The organism is Caulobacter sp. GW821-FHT09B11 (assembly GCF_059418205.1).
The window spans coordinates 1-19,323 of record NZ_JBWKPK010000014.1; the positions used below are offsets into that span (position 1 = coordinate 1).

Below are 19,323 nucleotides of genomic sequence, written 5' to 3' on the forward strand. Positions count from 1 at the left end.
CCCGTGGCGCCCGCGCCCAAACCGGCGGTCCAGCAGGCGACGCCGGCCAACGCCGCGCCGCCGCCCGAGCCTTCGCCGCCGGCCGCCCAGCCCATTCCCGCAAAGCCCGTCGCCACCGCGCCGGCCAAGCCCGCCGAACCCGCCAAGCGCGGCCGTTACGGCGTCGCCATCATCCAGGCGCTGGACAAGGTCACGACCGAGACCATGCGCTTCGAGGTCCCGGTGGGGCAGCCGATCCGCTACAAGACCCTGGTCTTCACCGTGCGGGCCTGTGAGGCCACGGCCAGCGACGAGGTCGCGCCGGACCAGATCGCCTATCTGACCATCGATACTCAGCCGAAAGCCCTGCCGGGACGCGCCGCGCCGGCCGGGCGGCAGGTGTTCAAGGGCTGGATGTACGCCAGCTCCCCGGGCCTGAACCCGCTGGAGCACCCGGTCTATGACGCCTGGCTGATCGCCTGCAAGACGTCGACGCCGGTCGCCGAAGGCCCTAGCAAGTAGAAATCCGCCTGCGCCGAAAGCGCCTTGGACAGTCGCCGCTTGTAGTCGGCGCGCGAGATCTCCTGCGTGCCGAACTGCGCCAGGTGATCGGTGATGAACTGGGTGTCGAGCAGCGTGTAGCCGCCGACCAGCAGCCGGCCGACCAGATGCACCAGCGCCACCTTGCTGGCGTCGCGGGCGGTCGAGAACATGCTTTCGCCGAAGAAGGCCGCGCCCAGCGAGACGCCGTAGAGCCCGCCGACCAGCTGTCCGTCCTGCCAGCACTCGACGCTGTGGGCGCGGCCGGCGGCGTAGAGCATGCCGTACATCTTCTGGATCGGGGCGTTGATCCAGGTCTCCAGTCGGCCAGGACGCGAGGAGGCGCAGGCCTCGACCACGGCGTCGAAGGCGGTGTCGACGCGGACCTCGAACGGCTCGCCGCGCACGGTGCGGGCCAGACGCCGGGGCACGTGCATGGCCTCGAGGGGCAGCACGCCGCGCCATTGCGGGTCGATGAGGAAGAGGCGCTCGTCATGGCGCGCGTCGGCCATGGGGAAGACGCCGCGTTCGTAGCAGGCGACGAGGTCGTCGAGGCCGAAGGCGTCGTCCATGGGCGGTCAGTCGATCCTTGAGCCTTTAGAGCGTGACGGCCGCCGAAACCGGCATCCGAGCTCTGAGCGTCATCCGCCGGCTCCCGGTGCGCGGGAGCCGGCGAAGACATTAAGGCCTCAGCCCTGCGACTTGATCCAGCGTTCCAGCCAGTGGATGTCGTAGTCGCCGGCCAGGATGTCGGGCTGCACCAGCAGGTCCTGGAACAGCGGGATCGTGGTCTCGATGCCGCCGACGACCATCTCGCCCAGGCAGCGCTTGAGGCGCGCGATGCACTCCTCGCGATCGCGGCCATGGACGATCAGCTTGCCGATCAGGCTGTCGTAGTAGGGCGGGATCGAATAGCCGGTGTAGATCGCCGAATCGAGGCGAACACCCAGGCCGCCCGGCGCGTGGAAGTCCGTCACCGTGCCCGGCGAGGGCGTGAAGGTGCGGGCGTTCTCGGCGTTGATGCGGCACTCGATGGCGTGGCCTTCGAAGACCACGTCTTCCTGAGTGAACGACAGCGGCAGGCCCGCGGCGATGCGGATCTGCTCGCGCACCAGGTCGATGCCGGTGATGGCTTCGGTGACCGGGTGTTCGACCTGCAGGCGGGTGTTCATCTCGATGAAGAAGAACTCGTCGTTCTCCCACAGGAACTCGATCGTGCCGACGCCGAGGTAGCCGATGGCCTTGACCGCATCGACGACGACCTTGCCGATCTTGGCGCGACCTTCGGCCGACAGGGCGGGCGAGGGGGCTTCTTCCAGGACCTTCTGGTGGCGGCGCTGCAGCGAGCAGTCGCGTTCGCCCAGGTGCACCACGTTGCCGTGGCTGTCGGCGATGACCTGCAGCTCGATGTGGCGCGGCTTCTGGAGGTAGCGCTCCATGTAGACCGTGTCGTCGCCGAAGGCGGCGCGGGCTTCGGCGCGGGCCGTCGAGACGGCTTCGGCGAGGTCCTCACGGGTCTGGGCGACCTTCATGCCGCGACCGCCGCCGCCGGCGGCGGCCTTGATCAGCACCGGGAAGCCGATCTTGTCGGCGGCCTCGAAGGCCTCTTCCTCTGTCGAGACGCCGCCGTCCGAGCCGGGAACGACCGGGATGCCGGCGTCCTTCACGGCCTGCTTGGCGGTGATCTTGTCGCCCATCATCCGGATGTGCTCTGGCTTCGGGCCGATGAAGGTGAAGCCGTGCGCGCCGACGATCTCGGCGAAGCGGGCGTTCTCCGACAGGAAGCCGTAGCCCGGGTGGATGCCCTGGGCGCCGGTGATCTCAGCCGCGGCGATGATCGACGGGATGTTGAGATAGCTCTTGGCGGCGGGCGCGGGGCCGATGCAGACGCTTTCGTCGGCCAGGCGCACCCACATCGAGTTGGAGTCGGCCTCGGAGTGGACCGCCACGGTGGCGATGCCCATTTCCTTGCAGGCGCGGTGAACCCGAAGCGCGATCTCGCCTCGGTTCGCGATGAGGATCTTGTCGAACATCGCGCTTACTCGATGATGACCAGCGGCTCGCCGAACTCGACCGGCTGGGCGTCGCTGATCAGGATCTCGACGACCTTGCCGCCCTTGGGCGCGGCGATCGGGTTCATGGTCTTCATGGCTTCGACGATCAGCAGGGTCTGACCGGCGTTGACGGTGTCGCCGACCTTGATGAAGGCGTCGGCGCCCGGCTGCGGCGAGAGGTAGGCGGTGCCGACCATCGGCGACTTCACGGCGTCGCCACGGGCGGCGGCCGGAGCGGCGGGGGCCTCGGCGGCGGGCGCGGCGACCGGAGCCGGGGCGGCCACCGGCGCGGCGGCGGCCGGAGCGGCCTGGACATAGGCGGCGACAGGGGCGGCGGTCAGTTCACGGGCGACGCGGATCTTCAGGCCGCCATGCTCGACCTCGATCTCGGTCAGGCCGGTGTCCTTCAGGATGTCGGCCAGCTTGCGAACCAGACGGGCGTCGATCGACGGGGTTTCGACCGTCTCGGGGGCCTTCGGATTGGACATTGAAATCGTACCTTATGGTTCTGGGCCGGGAGCGCGGACGTCAGTCGGCGCTGATCAGTCCGGCGGCGGCCTCGATGGCCAGTTCATAGCTTGCAGCGCCGAAGCCCGAGACCAGGCCCGTCGCGGCAAGCGAAACGAAGGTGTGGCGACGGAACTCTTCCCGCGCCGCAGGGTTCGACAGGTGACACTCGATGACCGGGATATTCAAGGTCTTCAGGGCGTCGAGGAGGGCGATGGAGGTGTGTCCATAACCCGCCGGATTGATCACGAGCGCGCTGGCCTCGGTGCGAGCTTCCTGCACCCAGTCGATCAGCACGCCTTCGTGATTGCTCTGCCGGAAAACGACGGAAAGCCCCTTGGCCGCCGCCCGCGCTTCGCAGCGCTTGCGCACGTCATCCAGGGTGTCCTTGCCGTATATCTCGGGCTCCCGCGTTCCCAACAGGTTGAGATTGGGCCCGCTCAGCACATGGATCGGTTTGACCATTCGGCTCCGCCGTCGATTCCGGAGGTCTTGTATAGCCGGTTCCCTCGCGTCACAAGCATGCCTCGCTTCGGAGGTGAGATGAGACTTCTACTGAACGGCGAAGACCGCCAATTCGACGGCGTCGCCAGCATCGCGGACCTGGTGGCCGCCCTCGGCCTGGACGCGCGCAAGGTGGCGGTCGAGCGCAACCTCGAGATCGCCCCGCGCTCGCTCTATGCCGACACGGCGCTGGCCGATGGGGACCGGATCGAGATCGTGACCTTCATCGGCGGGGGGTGAGTTTCCTTCTCCCCTTGCGGGAGAAGGGGGCGGCTGGTCGCGAGGAACCTCCCCCTGTGGGGGAGGCGATCGCGTAGCGATCGGAGGGGGGAGTTCGTGCGGGATCTGCCGACGCCTCGAAAGCTGAAAACGTCCCCCCACCGGCCTTCGGCCGCCTCCCCCAGAGGGGGAGGTTCCGCTGCGCGGACCCCCTCAGTCGCGGAGTTTATCCTCGGGCCGGCCTTTGGCCGGACCCGGGGGCGACAGCTCCCCCAGAGGGGGAGCATCTTTCTGGCGATGCGTCGGCCAAGATCCTCCCCCTCTGGGGGAGGTGGCCCGGAGGGCCGGAGGGGGTAGGCACGGCGGTTCGTCCTCGCGCTTTCGCTACGAGTTGATCGGAGAGGGCGCGGGGCGTCCGGGCCTCGCCCGGAGTTGATTGTGTAATACCGTTTCGACGAAGCTGGACGCCCCGCGCGATCGTTTGACCTCAGGCCGGGGCGCGCGGGCCTTTTCCGCCCTTCACCCCCTTCGGCATATGCCTTCCCCGGAACCGGGCTGTGAGCTTCGCTAGCCATCGCGTGCAGACAGAAGGCGCCGGAGCGGACCCTCGGACGGGCGGGAGCCTATTGCAGGCAAGCTCCCGATGGATGGGTTTACGTCCCCCATCCTCATTCAAGCCGTTCGGCCCTGCTCACGCAGCTCCGGCGGCCCCGCTCGATCGCATCGCCGTCGCACGCTTCGGGCCGGATCCTTGCGCCCTCTCCCTGCGACGGGACAGCTCTGATTATGCAGCGGGTTTCAGCGCGTCTGATCCAGAGCGGTGAGAAAGTTGCAGGGCGTTGATTTTGCTCGTGTCCGCAAGCGCGACACCGTGGATCGACGGCGCTCTATCCCCGTCAGCCCAACCCCAAATCGCCTTCCTGGGCCTTGTGCCCAGGATCCATCGTTCAGCTGCTCAGACCTTTGCAGGACGGCCTGGGTCTGAGCGGTCGCCGGCATGGGCCCTCGCCACAGGGGCGAGGGAGGCGGAGTGGGGCGGTGAAAAGCCTGGGTCTTCGCTCTCGTGGGGATTTTACGGAGGAGGGGAGGCTGAAGCTGGCGGAAGGCGAGGGCGATCCCGACAGCCGATCACCCGCGGGTCTCTACGGATTTGAATCCCAGGCTGCCCAGGCGTAAACCGGCCGGATGAACGCGCACGTCTCCCCCGAATCCGCCGTCCAGACCGTCGACGCCGACGAGACCTGGACCGTCGCCGGCCGCACCTTCCGCTCGCGCCTGATCGTGGGCACGGGCAAGTACAAGGACTATGCGACCAACGCCGCCGCCGCCCGCGCGGCCGGGGCCGAGATCGTCACCGTGGCCGTGCGCCGCGTGAACCTGACCGATCCGAACCAGCCGCTGCTGGTCGACTACGTCAAGCCGACCGAGTTCACCTATCTCCCCAACACGGCGGGCTGCTTCACCGGCGAGGACGCCGTGCGCACCCTGCGCCTGGCCCGCGAGGCCGGCGGCTGGGACCTGGTGAAGCTGGAGGTCCTGTCCGACCCCAAGACCCTGTTCCCCGACATGGAAGAGACCCTGCGCTCGCTGAAGCTGCTGGTCGCCGACGGTTTCCAGGTGATGGTCTACTGCTCGGACGACCCGGTCTACGCCCGGAAGCTGGAAGAGGCCGGCGCGGTGGCGATCATGCCGCTGGGCGCGCCGATCGGCTCGGGCCTGGGCATCCAGAACCGCGTCAACCTGCGGATCATCATCGAGAACGCCAAGGTGCCGGTGCTGGTCGACGCCGGCGTCGGCACGGCTTCGGACGCCGCGATCGGCATGGAGCTGGGCTGCGACGCGATCCTGATGAACACCGCCATCGCCGAGGCCAAGGACCCGATCCGCATGGCCAAGGCCATGAAGCACGCGGTGATCGCGGGGCGGGAAGCCTATCTGGCCGGGCGGATGCAGAAGCGGCTCTACGCCGATCCGAGCTCGCCGTTGGCGGGGCTGATCTAGGCTCTACGCTCGTCATCCCGGAAACGGCGAAGCCGTTATCCGGGACCCAGGGGACTGGGCGCCGCGGTCGGGTTCGCCGCCCAAGCTGTTGCTGGCGCACTGCGCCGGCCCCTGGGTCCCGGCTCTCCGCTTCGCTGCGGCCGGGATGACGATGAGTTGTTCAGCGGAAGCTGAAAACGCCCCCCCTCCGTCCGCTTCGCGGCCACCTCCCCCAGAGGGGGAGGATCTTGACGTCTAGGCCTTGAAGTCGACCAGCACGCCTTTCTTCTCCTCGGCCTGCTGGGTGACCTCGTCCTTGATCATCTGCTTGATCTGGTCCTCGACCTTCTGGCGCTCCTTGGGGTCCATCGCGGCGACGTCCTCCTCGGTGAGGCCGAGCTTGCCGAGGATGGCGGCGCGCATCTTCTCGGCCGGCGACTTGGCGGCGTAGTCGTAGAGCTCCTGCTTGGCCGAGGCGCCGCCCAGGCCCGACGGGGCGGAGGCGAACTGGGCGGTCGCGCCGTTGACGCGATCGGCGGCCGCGGTCGACAGGATCGACCAGGAACTGGAACCGGAAACAAGCATGGTGACTCCCGCCGAGGATCTGGCGGGAGAGGCAAAGCAAACGCCGTGCAAGCGGGGCTCGCACGGCGGTTTCCAAAGATTTCAAAAGGTTGCGGCGACGTGTCGCGGCGGGCCCCGGCGGGCGCGGCAAAGCTTGCCGCGCCGTTTCGACCGCCGGGCGACTCCTGCCGCCCCGTTCGCCCTGCGCGTCAGCCCTTCTTCTGGGCCAGGCGGGCTTCCTCGATGGCCAGCTTCAGGGCGTTCATGTCGGCGCCCGGGATCATCTTGTCGCCGACGACGAAGGCCGGGGTGCCTTCGATATGCAGGGCCTGGGCCAGGGCCTGCACGTCCTGCAGCTGCTGGGTGACGGTCTGGGCCTTGCCGGCGGCCTGGGCCTTCTCGACGTCGACGCCGGCGGCCTTGGCGATGCGGACCACGGCCGCCTCGTCGAGGCTCTTCTCGGCCATCATGCCCTTGTAGACGGCCAGGGTCTTGCCCTGTTCCTGCGCGCCGATGGCCATGCGGGCGGCGATCTCGGAGTCGCGGCCGAAGATCACGAACTCCTTGAAGACAAAGCGGACATCGGGGTTCTTCTGGATGATCTCGACGATCTGCGGGGCGGCCAGTTTGCAGTAGCCGCACTTGTAGTCGAAGAACTCGGTGACGGTGATCGTCCCGTTCGGATTGGCCACGAAGTCGCGCGGGTCGCGCTCGATCGCCTGGCGATGCTGGGCGATGGCGTTCTGCGACTTGGCCGAGGCCTCGGCCAGCTCCTTCTCCTGCAGCTTGGCGCTGACCTCCAGCAGGACTTCGGGATGCTCCAGCAGATAGGCGCGGACCTTCTGGCCGAAGGCTTCATCGACCTTGGGCGGGGTCTTCTGGGCGCCTTGGGGCTGGCTGCAGGCGGCCATGCCGATCGACAGGACGAGGCCGGCGGCGGCGAAGGCGAGGGGACGGCGAAGGGGCATTCAGGTCTCTATCCGGAAGTCTTGAAGCAGACGTCTTGATGCAACGTCTTGGAGGGATCAGTGGCCGGTCAGGCCCTCTTTGGCGAGCGCCTTGAGGTCCTGGTCGCTGGGTTTGGAGGCCAGCACGATGTCGGTGGCGCGCCGCCATTCGGGCGTGTCCTTCTTGAGCAGCTCGCGGGCGCGCATGGCGAACACCCGGGCCTCGCGGACGGCGCCCAGGTTGAAGTACTGCTCGGCGGTGGCCAGGCGCGCGTCGCCGTCCTTGCCCTGCTTGTCGTAGGCCTGGGCCAGCAGGCGCCAGGCCACGGCGTTGTCGCCCTCGTTGACCAGGGCGCGCTTCAGCTCGCCGACGCCTTCCTCGATCTTCTTGGGATCGTCGAGGCCGATCAGGGTCTGGCCCAGATTGATGCGCAGCAGGGCCGCGTCGGGCTTCAGCGCCACCGAGCGGCGCTGCGGCTCCTCGGCCTGGGGCACGCGGTTGAACTCGAACAGGATCTGGCCCTTGAGCTCCCAGAGATAGGGGTTCTTCTCGTTCTCCGAGATCAGGTCGTCGAGGATCTTCAGGGCCCGGTCGGGCTCCTTCATCTGATAGTAGGCGATGGCGCGGGCGTAGCGGGCCGGGAAGCTGCGGTCGCCTTCGCGGTACTTGATCAGGGCCGTCTGCGGGTTGAGGAACCCCTCCAGCTTGGCCTTCATGATCTCGTGCTCGGCCAGCTCGTCGGGGCTGTCGACGGCGTCGTAGTGCGACAGGCGCTCGACCTTGGCCCGCAGGGCCTCGATGCGGTCGGACGACAGCGGATGGCTGCGGAAGTACGCAAAGCGCCGCGACTGGTCGAAGACCTCCTGGTAGCGGAAGTTGTCGAAGAACTCGACGAGGCCGCGGCCCGACTGGCCGGTGGCTTCCAGGAAGTTGGCGCCGGCCTGGTCGGCGCGGGATTCCTGCTCGCGGCTGTAGCCCAGGGCGCCCAGGGTGCCGAAGTAGCTGGCGTTGCCGAACAGCACCGCGCCGGCGTCGGGCGCGCCGGCCAGGGCGGCCAGGACCCCAAGGCCCATCGTCAGGATCATCGGCTTGAGGCCGGCCTTCATCATCTCGCCGGAGCGCAGCGGGTGGGCGCCGGCCAGGTGTCCGGTTTCGTGGGCGATGACGCCCTTCAGCTGGTTTGGGGTCTCGGTCTGCAGGATCAGGCCGGTGTTGAGGCCCATCATCAGGCCCTGGGTGGCGAAGGCGTTCAGTTCCTTGTCGCCGACCAGCAGGATGCGGACGGTCTTCGGATCCAGGCCCGCCGCCGCGTAGATCGGGTCGGAATCGCGGTGCAGGATCTCTTCGATCTCGGTGTCGCGGATCAGCGACAGGCCGTCCTGGGCGTGGGCCGCGCTGATCGGGGCCATGACGGCGGTCAGGAGCGCCAGGGCTGAAAGGCCGGCCCCGAAGGTCTTGCCGACCGCCCTCTTGCGGGACGTCATCGATGGTCTCCTGGTCGCGCCCCCGCGCCGTCCGGCAGTCTAGCCTGCTTCAAGCGTGACTGGAAACCGCAAGGGCGGCCGAAGGGCGAGGCTTGTCTAGGAGGGGATATAGGCGCGAACCGCGGCGACGCCATGGCGCCGCCGCGGTCCTTTGCCGGTCGATCAGCCGCGGCGCCACCAACCGCGCTTGGGCGCGACGGGAGGAGCGGTGATCTCGTTCGGATCCGGCTCGGCCGGGGCCGCCGCGGGTTCCGGTTCGGCGACGACGGGCGCCGCATCGACGACGGGTTCGGCGACGGCTTCGACCACCGGTTCCGGCGCGGCCGGAGCGGCCGGTTCGGGGGCGATCTCGACATCGGCGGCGACGATCGGCGCGGTCTCGGCGACGACTTCGGCCAGGGCCTCGGCCTGAGGCTCGGACGCGGCTTCGGCGATCACGTCTTCGACGGTTTCGGTCGCTTCGACGCCTTCAGCGGCGCCCTTGCGGCCGCGGCTGCGCGAGCGGCGCGGCTTCTTGGCCGGAGCGGCTTCGGCGGCCTCGGGCAGCTCGACCCAGACGTCGGCGGGCGGACCCAGGATCACCGGCGGCTCGAGCACCAGCGGGGCGACGTCCTCGACCGCGACCGGAGCGATCGGGGTCTCGGCGGCCGGCTGGCGGTCGCGGCCGCGGCGGCGGTCACGACGCTCCGAACGCTCGGGGCGTTCAGCGCGCTCGGGGCGCTCGGCGGTTTCGGTGCGCTCCGGGCGCTCGGCGCGTTCGGGACGCTCCGCACGTTCAGGACGCTCGGCGCGCTCCGGACGGTCGCGACGGCCTTCGCCGCCACGGGCTTCCAGGGCTTCCGGATCGTGCCAGACGTACGGGTTGTCGCCGAACGGGACGCGCGGACGGGTCCAGACATAGGCGTCGGCGGCGCGATCGCCGTCCTCGCGACCACCGCGACGGCCGCCGCGGCGACCGCGACGACGGCGGCGGCGGCGCGATTCCTCGTCGTCGCCATCGACGTCGCCTTCAGCGTCGAACTCGGCCTCGGCGTCCTCGACCGGAGCGTCCTCGGCGGTCTCTTCCTCGTCGCGACGGCCGCGACGGCGGCGCTTGTTGCGGCGACCGCCGCGCTCTTCGTCCGAGCGGGCCTTGCGGGGCGATTCGTCCTCGTTTTCGTCCTCTTCGGACTCGTCGGAGACGATTTCCTCTTCGTCCTCGTCCTCGTCGTCGAACACCTCGTCGAACACCGGATCGGGCTCGTAGGCGATCGCCGGCGGCGTGATGCGCTCGCCCAGCTCGGTGCGCTCGATCTCGTGCTCGGCCTGACGCAGGCCGTCGTCGACCAGCACGGTGACGAACAGGCCGTGGTTCTGCTGCAGGCGCAGCAGGTAGGCGCGCTTTTCGTTGAGGATGTAGATGCCGACGGCGCGGCTGACCTTCAGCACCACCGAGCCGCTGCCCTTCAGGGCCTCGATCTCGACGGCGCGCAGGGCGGCCAGGGCGCTCGATTCGACCGAGCGGACGCGGCCGGTGCCTTCGCAGTGCTCGCAGACGTGGGTGGTGCCTTCCAGCACGCCGGTGCGGCGGCGCTGGCGGCTGATCTCCATCAGGCCGAAGCCCGAGATCTTGCCCATCTGGATGCGGGCGCGGTCGTCCTTGAGAGCGTCCTTGAGGACCTTCTCGACCGTGCGGTTGTTCTTGCCTTCATCCATGTCGATGAAGTCGATGACGATCAGGCCGGCCAGGTCGCGCAGGCGCAGCTGGCGGGCGGCTTCCTCGGCCGCTTCGATATTGGTCTTGAGGGCCGTGGCCTCGATGTTGCGCTCGCGCGTGGCCTTGCCCGAGTTGACGTCGATGGCGACCAGGGCCTCGGTCTGGTTGATCACCAGGTAGCCGCCCGAACGCAGCGGCACGACCGGCGAGTAGATCTGGGCCAGGTGGTCTTCGATCTTGTGCTTGACGAACAGCGGGGCTGCTTCCCGGTACGGGAACACCTTCTTGGCCTGGCTGGGCATCAGCATGCGCATGAAGTCGCGCGCTTCCTTGTAGCCGGCCTCGCCCTCGACCCAGATGCCGTCGAGGTCCTTGTCGTACATGTCGCGGATGGCGCGCTTGACGAGGTCTTCCTCCTCGTAGATCAGCGCCGGCGCGACCGAGTGCAGCGTGTTGTCGCGGATGTTCTCCCACAGACGCAGCAGGTATTCGTAGTCGCGCTTGACCTCGGCCTTGGTGCGCTTAGCGCCGGCCGTGCGGACGATCAGGCCCATGCCCTGCGGCACGTCCAGGCTCTGCACCACGCTCTTGAGGCGCTTGCGGTCGGTCACGGCCGTGATCTTGCGGCTGATGCCGCCGCCGCGGGCGGTGTTGGGCATCAGGACGCCGTAGCGGCCGGCGAGCGACAGGTAGGTGGTCAGGGCCGCGCCCTTGTTGCCGCGCTCTTCCTTGACGACCTGGACCAGCATGATCTGCCGACGGCGGATCACTTCCTGGATCTTGTACTTGCGCATCAGGCGGCGCTTGCGGCGCGCCAGTTCTTCTTCGACGTCGTCTTCCTCGTCGTCGATGGCGTGATCGTGGTCGTCCTCGTCGTCGCCGCCCGAGGCGCGACGCGACACCGGCGCGTCATCCTCGTCGTCGTGCGAGTCGTCGCGCATCAGCGCTTCGCGGTCGGCGACCGGGATCTGGTAGTAGTCCGGATGGATCTCGTTGAAGGCGAGGAAACCGTGACGGTTGCCGCCGTACTCGATGAACGCAGCCTGGAGGCTGGGTTCAACGCGGGTCACCTTGGCGAGATAGATATTTCCACGAAGTTGTTTGCGGGTCTGGCTCTCGAAATCGAATTCTTCAACCCGCGAACCGTCCACGACCACCACACGCGTCTCTTCGGCGTGGGCGGCGTCGATCAACATCTTCTTCGACATACAGGGAATCTCCACGGCGCGCGGCGGGCGCGAGGCCCGGGCGCCGATATGAATGAGGGGCGCGCGCATCGCAGACCGCGACTTCGCCGGAGCGAAGTTCGAAGGGCGGTTGCCAGAGGCGATCGGGTGCGGCGCAGCCCATGGGGTTTCGTTTGTTTCCTTTGACGCGCCGGAGTGGCGCGGTTCGGATGACGCGTCGTCGCCGGGAGCGGCGAAAGGCCCGACGCGGGCCCTTGTTGGGCTCAGGCAGCCGAGACATCGCGCCCCAGGCCGGCCGTCGCCCGCAAACTCAAAAGTCCGGCGGCTCCGGCGTGGGGGACGCGAAGGCGCGCCCGACATTTGGGAACCGCTCACGCAAGGCGCCACGTCTTGCGACGTCGCTCTGCGTACGGCGCTACTCTAGCAAGAACGCGACGCAAATGAAAAGCGCCGTGGAGCAAGCAGCGAAATTGATGAAGGCATCGGTTTCCTTAACGGTTTTGCTACCCGTCCGTGCGGATATCCCTCATTGGTTTTCTGTAAGCGCCAGCAGGCTGGGCGGTAATGCGTAACGTCGTCATCGGAGCTGCGAGAACGGGTTGGGCGAAGGCGGCGCTGATCGTCGGCGCGCTGGCGCTCGCCGGCGTGGCCGTGGCGACCGTTCAAGGCCCGGCGCCGGCCGCCGGCGTGCAGAAGGTCCGCTTCGGCGGCGACCGCGCCGAGACCCGAGTCGTCATCGACCTGGACCGCGCGGCCGTCGGCAAGCTGATCGGCGACGGCGCGGCCGCCAGCCGAGTCATCGTGGGCCTGCCCAACGTGACCGTTTCCGGCGACCTGCAGGGCGCGGGCCACGGCCTGGTCGACCGCTGGGTCATCGACGAGGCCGCCGGCGGCGCGCGCCTTTCCCTGGATCTTTCGTCCAAGGCCGTGGTCAAGCGGCGCTTCCTGCTGCCGCCGGCCGACGGCGCCACCGCCTATCGCTATGTCATCGATCTGGCCGCCAGCGATCCCGCGACGGCCAATGCCTCGGTCATGCGTCCGACCACCGTCTCGACCCCGGCCAAGCCCTCGGGCCTGAAGCTGAAGAAGACGATCGTCATCGACGCCGGCCACGGCGGCAAGGACCCTGGCTCGGCCGGCGCCAACACCAACGAGAAGGACGTCACCCTGGCCGCGGCCAAGGCGCTGAAGGCCAAGCTGGAAAAGACCGGCCGCTTCAACGTCGTCCTGACCCGCGACACCGACACCTTCATCCCGCTGGAATCGCGCGTGCAGATCGCCCGTCGCGCCGACGCGGACCTGTTCATCTCGCTGCACGCCGACTCGGGTCCCGACGTCGGCACCCGCGGCGCCAGCGTCTACACCCTGTCGGAAAAGGGCGCCGAGCGCGCCGCCCGAGTGCTGGAGAAGGACGACTGGCTGATGAAGGCCAGCCTGCCGGGCCGCGACCGCGCGGTCGGCCAGATCCTGCTGGACCTGTCGCAGCGCGCCACCAAGAACCGTTCGGCCGCCTTCGCCGAGACTCTGCTGGAGAAGGTGGGCGACGAGACCGTGCTGCTTCGCCGCAGCCACCGCGACGCCGGCTTCATCGTGCTGCTGGCCCCCGACGTTCCGGCCGTGCTGCTGGAAATGGGCTTCATGACCAATCTCGAGGACGAGAAGCTGCTGAAGAGCGCTTCGGGCCGCGAACGCCTGATGGGCGCGGTCGCCACCTCGATCGAGACCTATTTCGCCGCCCAGACCCGGATGGCGGCGCGCTGAGGCTGCTTCCTGCGAAGGGGCTATGCGCTTCTCGGGAAGTCAGCATTATCAACACCATAAAATCTTCCGTCATCCCGGAAGCCTCGTAGAGGCTATCCGTGACCCAGGGGGCTGGGCGCCGTGTTCGATCCATCCGCCGTCGCGGTCGCCAACGCAATGCGGCGGCCCCTGGGTCCCGGCTCTGCGCTTCGCTCCGGCCGGGATGACGATGTTTGGTGTCGGTCGTCAGGCGCCGACCGGGGCGTTGGGACAAGCCGGGCGATGACCTCGGGAAGAGTGGCAGGCGGGCAGGGGCGTTGGCGCCTCGCCCGATGCGGGTTACAGCCATCGCTTGAGATGATTTGAGCGCGCGACCCCCGCGCCGCTCGACGGAGGCCGCGTGGACTTGAAGCCCGCCGAAAGATGGATCGCCATAGCCGGCGTCGCGGTTCTGTCGACGATCGCGGTGGCGGGGTTCGCCATCGCCATCTACGCCGCGTGGCTTTTCCACGACATGCCCGACGCCGGCGAGCTGCAGGACTATCGTCCGCCGACGGCCACGCGCGTCTACGCCTGGGACGGCACCCTGATCGGCGAATACTCCAAGGAACGCCGGATCTTCGTGCCCTACGACCAGATCCCGCCGCAGCTGGCCCAGGCCTTCATGGCCGCCGAGGACCGCAACTTCTTCAAGCACGGCGGCGTCGACGTCGGCGGCTTCTCGCGCGCCATGCTCAAGAACGTCGGCAACGCCATGCGCGGCCGGCGCCTGGAGGGCGGCTCGACCATCACCCAGCAGGTGGCCAAGAACGTGCTGCTGACCAGCGACGCCACGGTCGGCCGCAAGTTCAAGGAAGCGATCCTGGCCCGGCGCCTGGAGCAGTCGCTCGACAAGCAGCAGATCCTCGAGCTGTACCTCAACGAAATCTGGCTGGGCTATCGCTCGTTCGGCGTCGGGGCTGCCGCCTACAACTATTTCGGCAAGTCGCTGCCCGAGCTGTCCCTGGCCGAAAGCGCCTATCTGGCCGCCCTGCCCAAGGGGCCGGACAACTACCACCCGATCCGCAACAAGGCCAAGGCGAAGGCCCGTCGCGACTGGATCCTGGGGCAGATGGCCGAGCTGGGCTGGGTCAGCCGGGCCGACGCCGAGAAGGCGATGGCCGAGGACCTAGTCGTGCAGCCGGCCCCCAAGCGCGCGGCCTATCGCGACGCCGACTACTTCGTCGAGGAAGTGCGCCAGCGCGGCATGGCCACCCTGGGCGACCGCCTGAACGAGGGCGGCTACTACATGCGCACCACGCTGGACCCGAAGCTGCAGACCGCGGCGCGGGCCTCGCTGATGGACGGGCTGGAGCACTATGACCGCCGCCACGGCTGGCGCGGGGCCTGGGGCCATGTCGAGAGCCTGGACGAGGGCTGGGAGAAGGCCGCCCAGGCCAAGCGTCCGCCGGCCGAGCGCCGGGGCTGGCGCGCGGCCGTGGTCACTTCGGCCGGCGGCGGCGTGCGCCTGATCAAGGGCGAAGGGCAGGGGACCCTGGCCGGCGAGGACATCGTCTGGGCCAAGGCCGGCAAGGGCCTGAAGACCGGCGACCTGGTGTTCGTCGAGCAGGTCGAAGGCACGTCCACCTATCGCCTGCGGCAGGTTCCGGCCGTCAACGGCGCCCTGGTGGCCATCGAGCCCTATACCGGCCGCGTTGTGGCCCTGGTGGGCGGCTATTCGTTCTCGCTGTCGAACTTCAACCGGGCCACCCAGGCGATGCGCCAGCCCGGCTCGTCGTTCAAGCCGTTCGTCTACGCCACGGCCCTGGAGAACGGCTACACGCCGGCCAGCGTCATCCTGGACAGCGCCATCACCTTCAAGGGCGCCAACGGGCAGGACTGGAGCCCGGAGAACTACGAGAAGAAGTTCTACGGCGCCCTGCCGCTGCGCAAGGGCCTGGAGCGGTCGATCAACGCCATGACCGTGCGCCTGGCCCAGGGCGTGGGCATGAAGAAGATCATCGAGATGGCCAAGAAGACCGGCGTCACGCGCGACATGTCGCCGGTGCTGGCCATGGCCCTGGGGGCGGGCGAGACCACGCCGTTCAAGATCACCTCGGCCTATGCGCCGTTCGCCAACGGCGGCCGCCGCATCGAGCCGCACCTCATCGAGCTGGTGCAGGACCGCGAGGGCAAGGTGATCTTCCGCGCCGACAAGCGCGACTGCCCGCGCTGCACCGCCGGCTTCAACGGCGACGAGAGCCCGCGCGTCACCGCGCCGGGCGATCAGGTGATGGACCCGGTCACGGCCTACCAGATCACCTCGATGCTGCAGGGCGTGGTCCAGCGCGGCACGGCCGCCTCGGTCAGCCAGCTGGGCTATCCGCTGGCCGGCAAGACCGGCACGACCAACGAGTACCGCAGCGCCTGGTTCATCGGCTATTCGCCGAACCTGATCGTCGGCGTGTTCGTGGGCTTCGACGACAACCGATCGCTGGGCGAGGGCGAGACGGGCTCGCAGGACGCCGTGCCGGTGTTCATCGACTTCATGAAGGTGGCCCTGAAGGACCAGCCCAAGACCGACTTCAAGCCGCCCAAGACCGCCAAGTTCGCCGTGGTGCGCGGCGTGCGCGAGGCTTTCCGTCCGGGCACCGAGCCCAAGGTCGCGGCGCCGACCCCGACCGGCGGCCCGATCTCCTACGGCGACGCCTGGCCCAACGGCGTGCCGACCGGCCAGCCTTCGCCCTCTGAGCCGCAGCCCAGGCAGCAGCCTAAGCAGCCGGACATCAGCGGGCTTTATTAGAGCGTCGAACCCCGGCGCGGTTGCGCCGACTCCGGGCGCGGGCTATGTCCCGCGCCCTTACTTTGTGTCACGGAGCTACGTGATGAGACCGGATGTCGAGGCCGCCGCGGCCGACATCGAGCAGTCCGTTGGACTGCTCAGGAGGCGTCTTTGACTGGGATGTCGCCCTTAGAAAACTCGATGAACTGAACGCGCGGGTCGAAGACCCGACGCTGTGGGACCGTCCGTCCGAAGCCCAGGCCGTGTCGCGCGAGCGCGCCAACCTGGCCGCCAAGGTCGAGGCCGTCCAGAGCATCGAACGCGACGTCAAGGACGCGCTCGAATATGCCGAGCTGGCCGAGATGGAGTCCGACGAGGACACCCTCAACGACGCCCGCGCCCAGCTGAAGGCCATCAAGGAACGCGCCGCCCGCGCCGAACTCGAGGCCCTGCTGTCGGGCGAGGCCGACGGCAACGACGCCTATATCGAAATCAACTCCGGGGCCGGCGGCACCGAGTCGTGCGACTGGGCGGGCATCCTGCTGCGGATGTACACCCGCTGGGCCAACGCCCACGGCATGACCACCGAGCTGGTCGAAGAGACCGACGGTGATCAGGCCGGCATCAAGTCGGCCACGCTGCTGGTCAAGGGCGCCAACGCCTACGGCTGGCTGAAGACCGAGGCCGGCGTGCACCGCTTGGTGCGCATCAGCCCCTATGACAGCAGCGCCCGGCGTCACACCTCGTTCGCCTCGGCCTGGGTCTATCCGGTCATCGACGACACGATCGAGATCGACATCAACCCGTCGGACGTGCGCACCGACACCTACCGCGCCTCCGGGGCCGGCGGGCAGCACATCAACAAGACCGACTCGGCCGTGCGCCTGACGCACATCCCGACCGGGATCGTGGTGGCCTGCCAGGCCGGCCGTTCGCAGCACCAGAACCGCGACGAGGCCTGGAAGATGCTGCGCGCCCGGATGTACGAGGCCGAACTGCAGAAGCGTGAAGCCGCCCAGCAGGCGCTGCACGACCAGAAGACCGACATCGGCTGGGGTCACCAGATCCGATCCTACGTCCTGCAGCCGTACCAGATGGTCAAGGACCTGCGGACCAACGTCGAGACCTCCGACACCGCCGGCGTGCTCGACGGCGACCTGGACGCCTTCATGGGCGCCTCGCTGGCCCAACGGGTCGGCGCGACGCGGGACGCCGAGGGCTGAGGCTCGCGGGGTTTGCCTGAAACGACGAACGCCCTGGAGTGATCCGGGGCGTTTTTTCTTTGGGGCTGGAACCGTCGCTGCCCCCTTACTCCCGTCATTCCCGCCCTTGTGGCGGGAACCCCTGGTTCCGCCCGCAGGTGAAGTGCAAGCGGCGTGCTGAGCACGCCGCCCCATCCGCATCTGCGGCTGACAGAGGGTTTCCCGCCACAAGGGCGGGAATGACGGGAGGAGAGGGAGTTGGCTTCAGCCCACCGGCCGCGCCGTCAGGGTCAGGTCCGCGACGGGCGCCGGAGCTACGGCTACCGGGGCGGCCTGCGGCGGGGCCTGGCGCTGGAACTTCAGGCTGCGGCCCTGGAAGAAGGCGCCGGTTTCCATGGCCAGCTGTTCGTGGGTGATGTCGCCGTCGACATAGGCCGTGCCGTAGAGGCGCACCTGCTTGGCGGTGACGGCGCCGACCACGCGGCCGCGGACCTCGACCACCTCGGCGTAGACGCCGCCCTCGACATGGCCGGTCTCGCCGACGGTCAGGCGGCCGACGCGGACGTCGCCGCGCACCACGCCGTCGATCTGCAGTTCGCCGTCGCCGCTGACGCCGCCCTCGATGGTGATGTCGGACGAGATCAGCGAGGCCACGCGCGGCGGGGCCTTGCGGGCCGGCTCGGCGGCGGGCGCGGCCGGGGTGAGCGGAAGGGGTTCGATCTGGGTCGGGGTCTTGGACCCCTTAGCCGGCTTGCTGAACATACTCGCCTGCCTTCAGGAAACGGTTGGGGTTCTGGGCGCGGCCGTTGACCCAGACCTCGTAGTGGAGGTGCGGGCCGGTGGAGCGGCCGGTGGAGCCCATGGCGCCGACGCGCTGGCCGATCGAGACGCGCTGGCCGACCCGGACCGCAATGGCCTGCAGGTGGGCGTAGCGGGTCTTGAAGCCGCCGCCGTGGTCGATCTCGACGGTGTTGCCGTAGCCCGAGCGCACGCCGGTGAACGAGATGACGCCGGGCGCGGTGGCCATGATCGGCGTGTAGAACGCGCCGGGGAAGTCGAGGCCCGAATGGAAGGCCGGGCGATGGGTGAACGGGTCGAAGCGGACGCCGTAGCTGCTCGACAGGGCCGGGTTCGAGGTCGGGCGGTAGAAGGGCAGGCGCTGGGCGGCGCTGGACAGCGAGCGCATGTCCGACATGTCGCTGGCGGCGCGGTGGATGCGGCTGGCGAACTCTTCGTCGACGTCGAGGACGGCGGCCAGCGCGCGGGGATCCTTGGCCTCGATCAGCGGACCGCCGAGGCCCGAGCCGCGGCCGGTGAAGCTGCCGGCGTCGAGGCCGGCCATGCGCATGGCCAGGCGCAGGCGCTCGGCCCGGCTCTTGGCGAAGCCCTCGGCGGCGTCGATCAGGCGTTCCTGGTCGATGCGGGTGGCCTGGATGCGCTCGACCGGCGAAGCGTCGGCCAGGGTGGGCTTATTGACGGCCAGGGCCTGGGCGGCGCCGGGCGCGCCCTTGAAGTCGCTGACCAGCAGGGCGAGCGCGGCGTGGCGCTTCTCGACCGAGGCCGCCAGTTCGTCGAGCGAGCCGCTGGTGGCCGACAGCTGGGCGACGGCGCTGTTGAGGCGCGCCTGGCGGTCGGCGTTGAGGCGCTCGTAATAGGCTTTCTGCTTGAGGACGACCTGGTCGGTCTGGCTGACGGCCAGGGCGTTGACCATCATCGCTGCGGTGCACACGCCCATCCACAGGGCCGCTGCGCCGACGCCGGCGGCGCAGGCCAGTTGCTTACCCGTCGACAGCACGTAGCCGCGCATCTCTCCGCCCGAGCGAACATACAGATGTCGTTCGGGAAACAGACTTTCGAGGGTCTTGAATAGGCGTTGGAAACGCGCGATCGCCATGGCCCAGGAAACCCCCCGTTTTCAAGGTCCTGGCGATATGCAACGAGAAAGCGGAAAGGCGCAA

Annotated in this window: 16 protein-coding genes; 6 read left to right on the plus strand and 10 right to left on the minus strand. The window is 68.7% G+C overall.

Features of this window, described 5'->3' with window-relative positions; translation table 11 throughout:
* Window positions 1-501 (plus strand): DUF2155 domain-containing protein (locus AC07N1_RS11955; RefSeq protein WP_494672021.1); only part of this gene is annotated, 501 nt, incomplete at its 5' end.
* On the opposite strand, the gene aat is transcribed toward AC07N1_RS11955, so the two are convergent.
* The 4 genes from aat to AC07N1_RS11975 form a co-directional block, all read right to left on the minus strand.
* Window positions 438-1,091, minus strand: coding sequence for a leucyl/phenylalanyl-tRNA--protein transferase (aat, locus tag AC07N1_RS11960; protein ID WP_494672022.1), 654 nt, complete (start codon window positions 1,089-1,091; stop codon window positions 438-440). The genes AC07N1_RS11955 and aat overlap by 64 nt on opposite strands.
* Window positions 1,092-1,208: 117 nt before the next feature.
* Window positions 1,209-2,552 carry an acetyl-CoA carboxylase biotin carboxylase subunit gene (accC, locus tag AC07N1_RS11965; RefSeq protein WP_494672023.1) on the minus strand — a complete coding sequence of 448 codons (1,344 nt, stop codon included), beginning with the start codon at window positions 2,550-2,552 and terminating at the stop codon, window positions 1,209-1,211.
* Between the two features lie 5 nt (window positions 2,553-2,557).
* Window positions 2,558-3,061 (minus strand): acetyl-CoA carboxylase biotin carboxyl carrier protein, encoded by a 504-nt coding sequence (accB, locus tag AC07N1_RS11970; protein ID WP_494672024.1) that lies wholly within the window; start codon window positions 3,059-3,061, stop codon window positions 2,558-2,560.
* A 40-nt stretch (window positions 3,062-3,101) separates the two neighbouring features.
* On the minus strand, window positions 3,102-3,545 hold the full coding sequence (locus AC07N1_RS11975) for a type II 3-dehydroquinate dehydratase (RefSeq protein WP_110133346.1): 444 nt from the start codon (window positions 3,543-3,545) through the stop codon (window positions 3,102-3,104).
* A 78-nt stretch (window positions 3,546-3,623) separates the two neighbouring features.
* Here AC07N1_RS11975 and thiS point away from each other — a divergent pair, with 78 nt between their 5' ends.
* Together thiS and AC07N1_RS11985 are read left to right on the plus strand one after the other, a co-directional pair.
* A complete protein-coding gene (gene thiS, locus AC07N1_RS11980) occupies window positions 3,624-3,824 on the plus strand; it encodes a sulfur carrier protein ThiS (protein WP_058346516.1) in 201 nt (66 codons plus the stop codon).
* A gap of 1,164 nt (window positions 3,825-4,988) precedes the next feature.
* Window positions 4,989-5,804, plus strand: coding sequence for a thiazole synthase (locus tag AC07N1_RS11985; RefSeq protein ID WP_494672025.1), 816 nt, complete (start codon window positions 4,989-4,991; stop codon window positions 5,802-5,804).
* 234 nt (window positions 5,805-6,038) lie between these two features.
* On the opposite strand, the gene AC07N1_RS11990 is transcribed toward AC07N1_RS11985, so the two are convergent.
* The 4 genes from AC07N1_RS11990 to AC07N1_RS12005 form a co-directional block, all read right to left on the minus strand.
* On the minus strand, window positions 6,039-6,368 hold the full coding sequence (locus AC07N1_RS11990) for a hypothetical protein (RefSeq protein WP_494672026.1): 330 nt from the start codon (window positions 6,366-6,368) through the stop codon (window positions 6,039-6,041).
* 188 nt (window positions 6,369-6,556) lie between these two features.
* A complete protein-coding gene (locus tag AC07N1_RS11995; RefSeq protein WP_494672027.1) occupies window positions 6,557-7,315 on the minus strand; it encodes a DsbA family protein in 759 nt (252 codons plus the stop codon).
* 57 nt (window positions 7,316-7,372) lie between these two features.
* Window positions 7,373-8,779 (minus strand): M48 family metalloprotease, encoded by a 1,407-nt coding sequence (locus AC07N1_RS12000; RefSeq protein ID WP_494672028.1) that lies wholly within the window; start codon window positions 8,777-8,779, stop codon window positions 7,373-7,375.
* 162 nt (window positions 8,780-8,941) lie between these two features.
* Complete coding sequence (locus AC07N1_RS12005; RefSeq protein ID WP_494672029.1) at window positions 8,942-11,683, minus strand: Rne/Rng family ribonuclease; 2,742 nt, start codon at window positions 11,681-11,683, stop codon at window positions 8,942-8,944.
* Window positions 11,684-12,226: 543 nt separating this feature from the next.
* Here AC07N1_RS12005 and AC07N1_RS12010 point away from each other — a divergent pair.
* From AC07N1_RS12010 to prfB, 3 genes are all read left to right on the plus strand, one after another.
* Entirely contained in the window at window positions 12,227-13,423 is a 1,197-nt protein-coding gene (locus AC07N1_RS12010; RefSeq protein WP_494672030.1) for an N-acetylmuramoyl-L-alanine amidase family protein, read from the plus strand.
* A gap of 379 nt (window positions 13,424-13,802) precedes the next feature.
* The gene (locus tag AC07N1_RS12015; protein WP_494672031.1) at window positions 13,803-16,184 is read left to right on the plus strand and encodes a penicillin-binding protein 1A; all 2,382 of its coding nucleotides are present in this window, start codon (window positions 13,803-13,805) and stop codon (window positions 16,182-16,184) included.
* Window positions 16,185-16,266: 82 nt separating this feature from the next.
* Window positions 16,267-17,386 (plus strand): peptide chain release factor 2 gene (gene prfB / locus AC07N1_RS12020; RefSeq protein WP_110119818.1). Its coding sequence is split into 2 segments (ribosomal slippage): window positions 16,267-16,335 and window positions 16,337-17,386, totalling 1,119 coding nucleotides; the frame shifts between segments, so codons are not numbered across the junction.
* Window positions 17,387-17,629: 243 nt separating this feature from the next.
* On the opposite strand, the gene AC07N1_RS12025 is transcribed toward prfB, so the two are convergent.
* Together AC07N1_RS12025 and AC07N1_RS12030 are read right to left on the minus strand one after the other, a co-directional pair.
* The gene (locus AC07N1_RS12025) at window positions 17,630-18,127 is read right to left on the minus strand and encodes a bactofilin family protein (RefSeq protein WP_494672032.1); all 498 of its coding nucleotides are present in this window, start codon (window positions 18,125-18,127) and stop codon (window positions 17,630-17,632) included.
* Complete coding sequence (locus AC07N1_RS12030) at window positions 18,108-19,259, minus strand: peptidoglycan DD-metalloendopeptidase family protein (RefSeq protein WP_494672033.1); 1,152 nt, start codon at window positions 19,257-19,259, stop codon at window positions 18,108-18,110. The genes AC07N1_RS12025 and AC07N1_RS12030 overlap by 20 nt, the downstream gene beginning before the upstream one ends.
* Window positions 19,260-19,323: the final 64 nt, after the last annotated feature.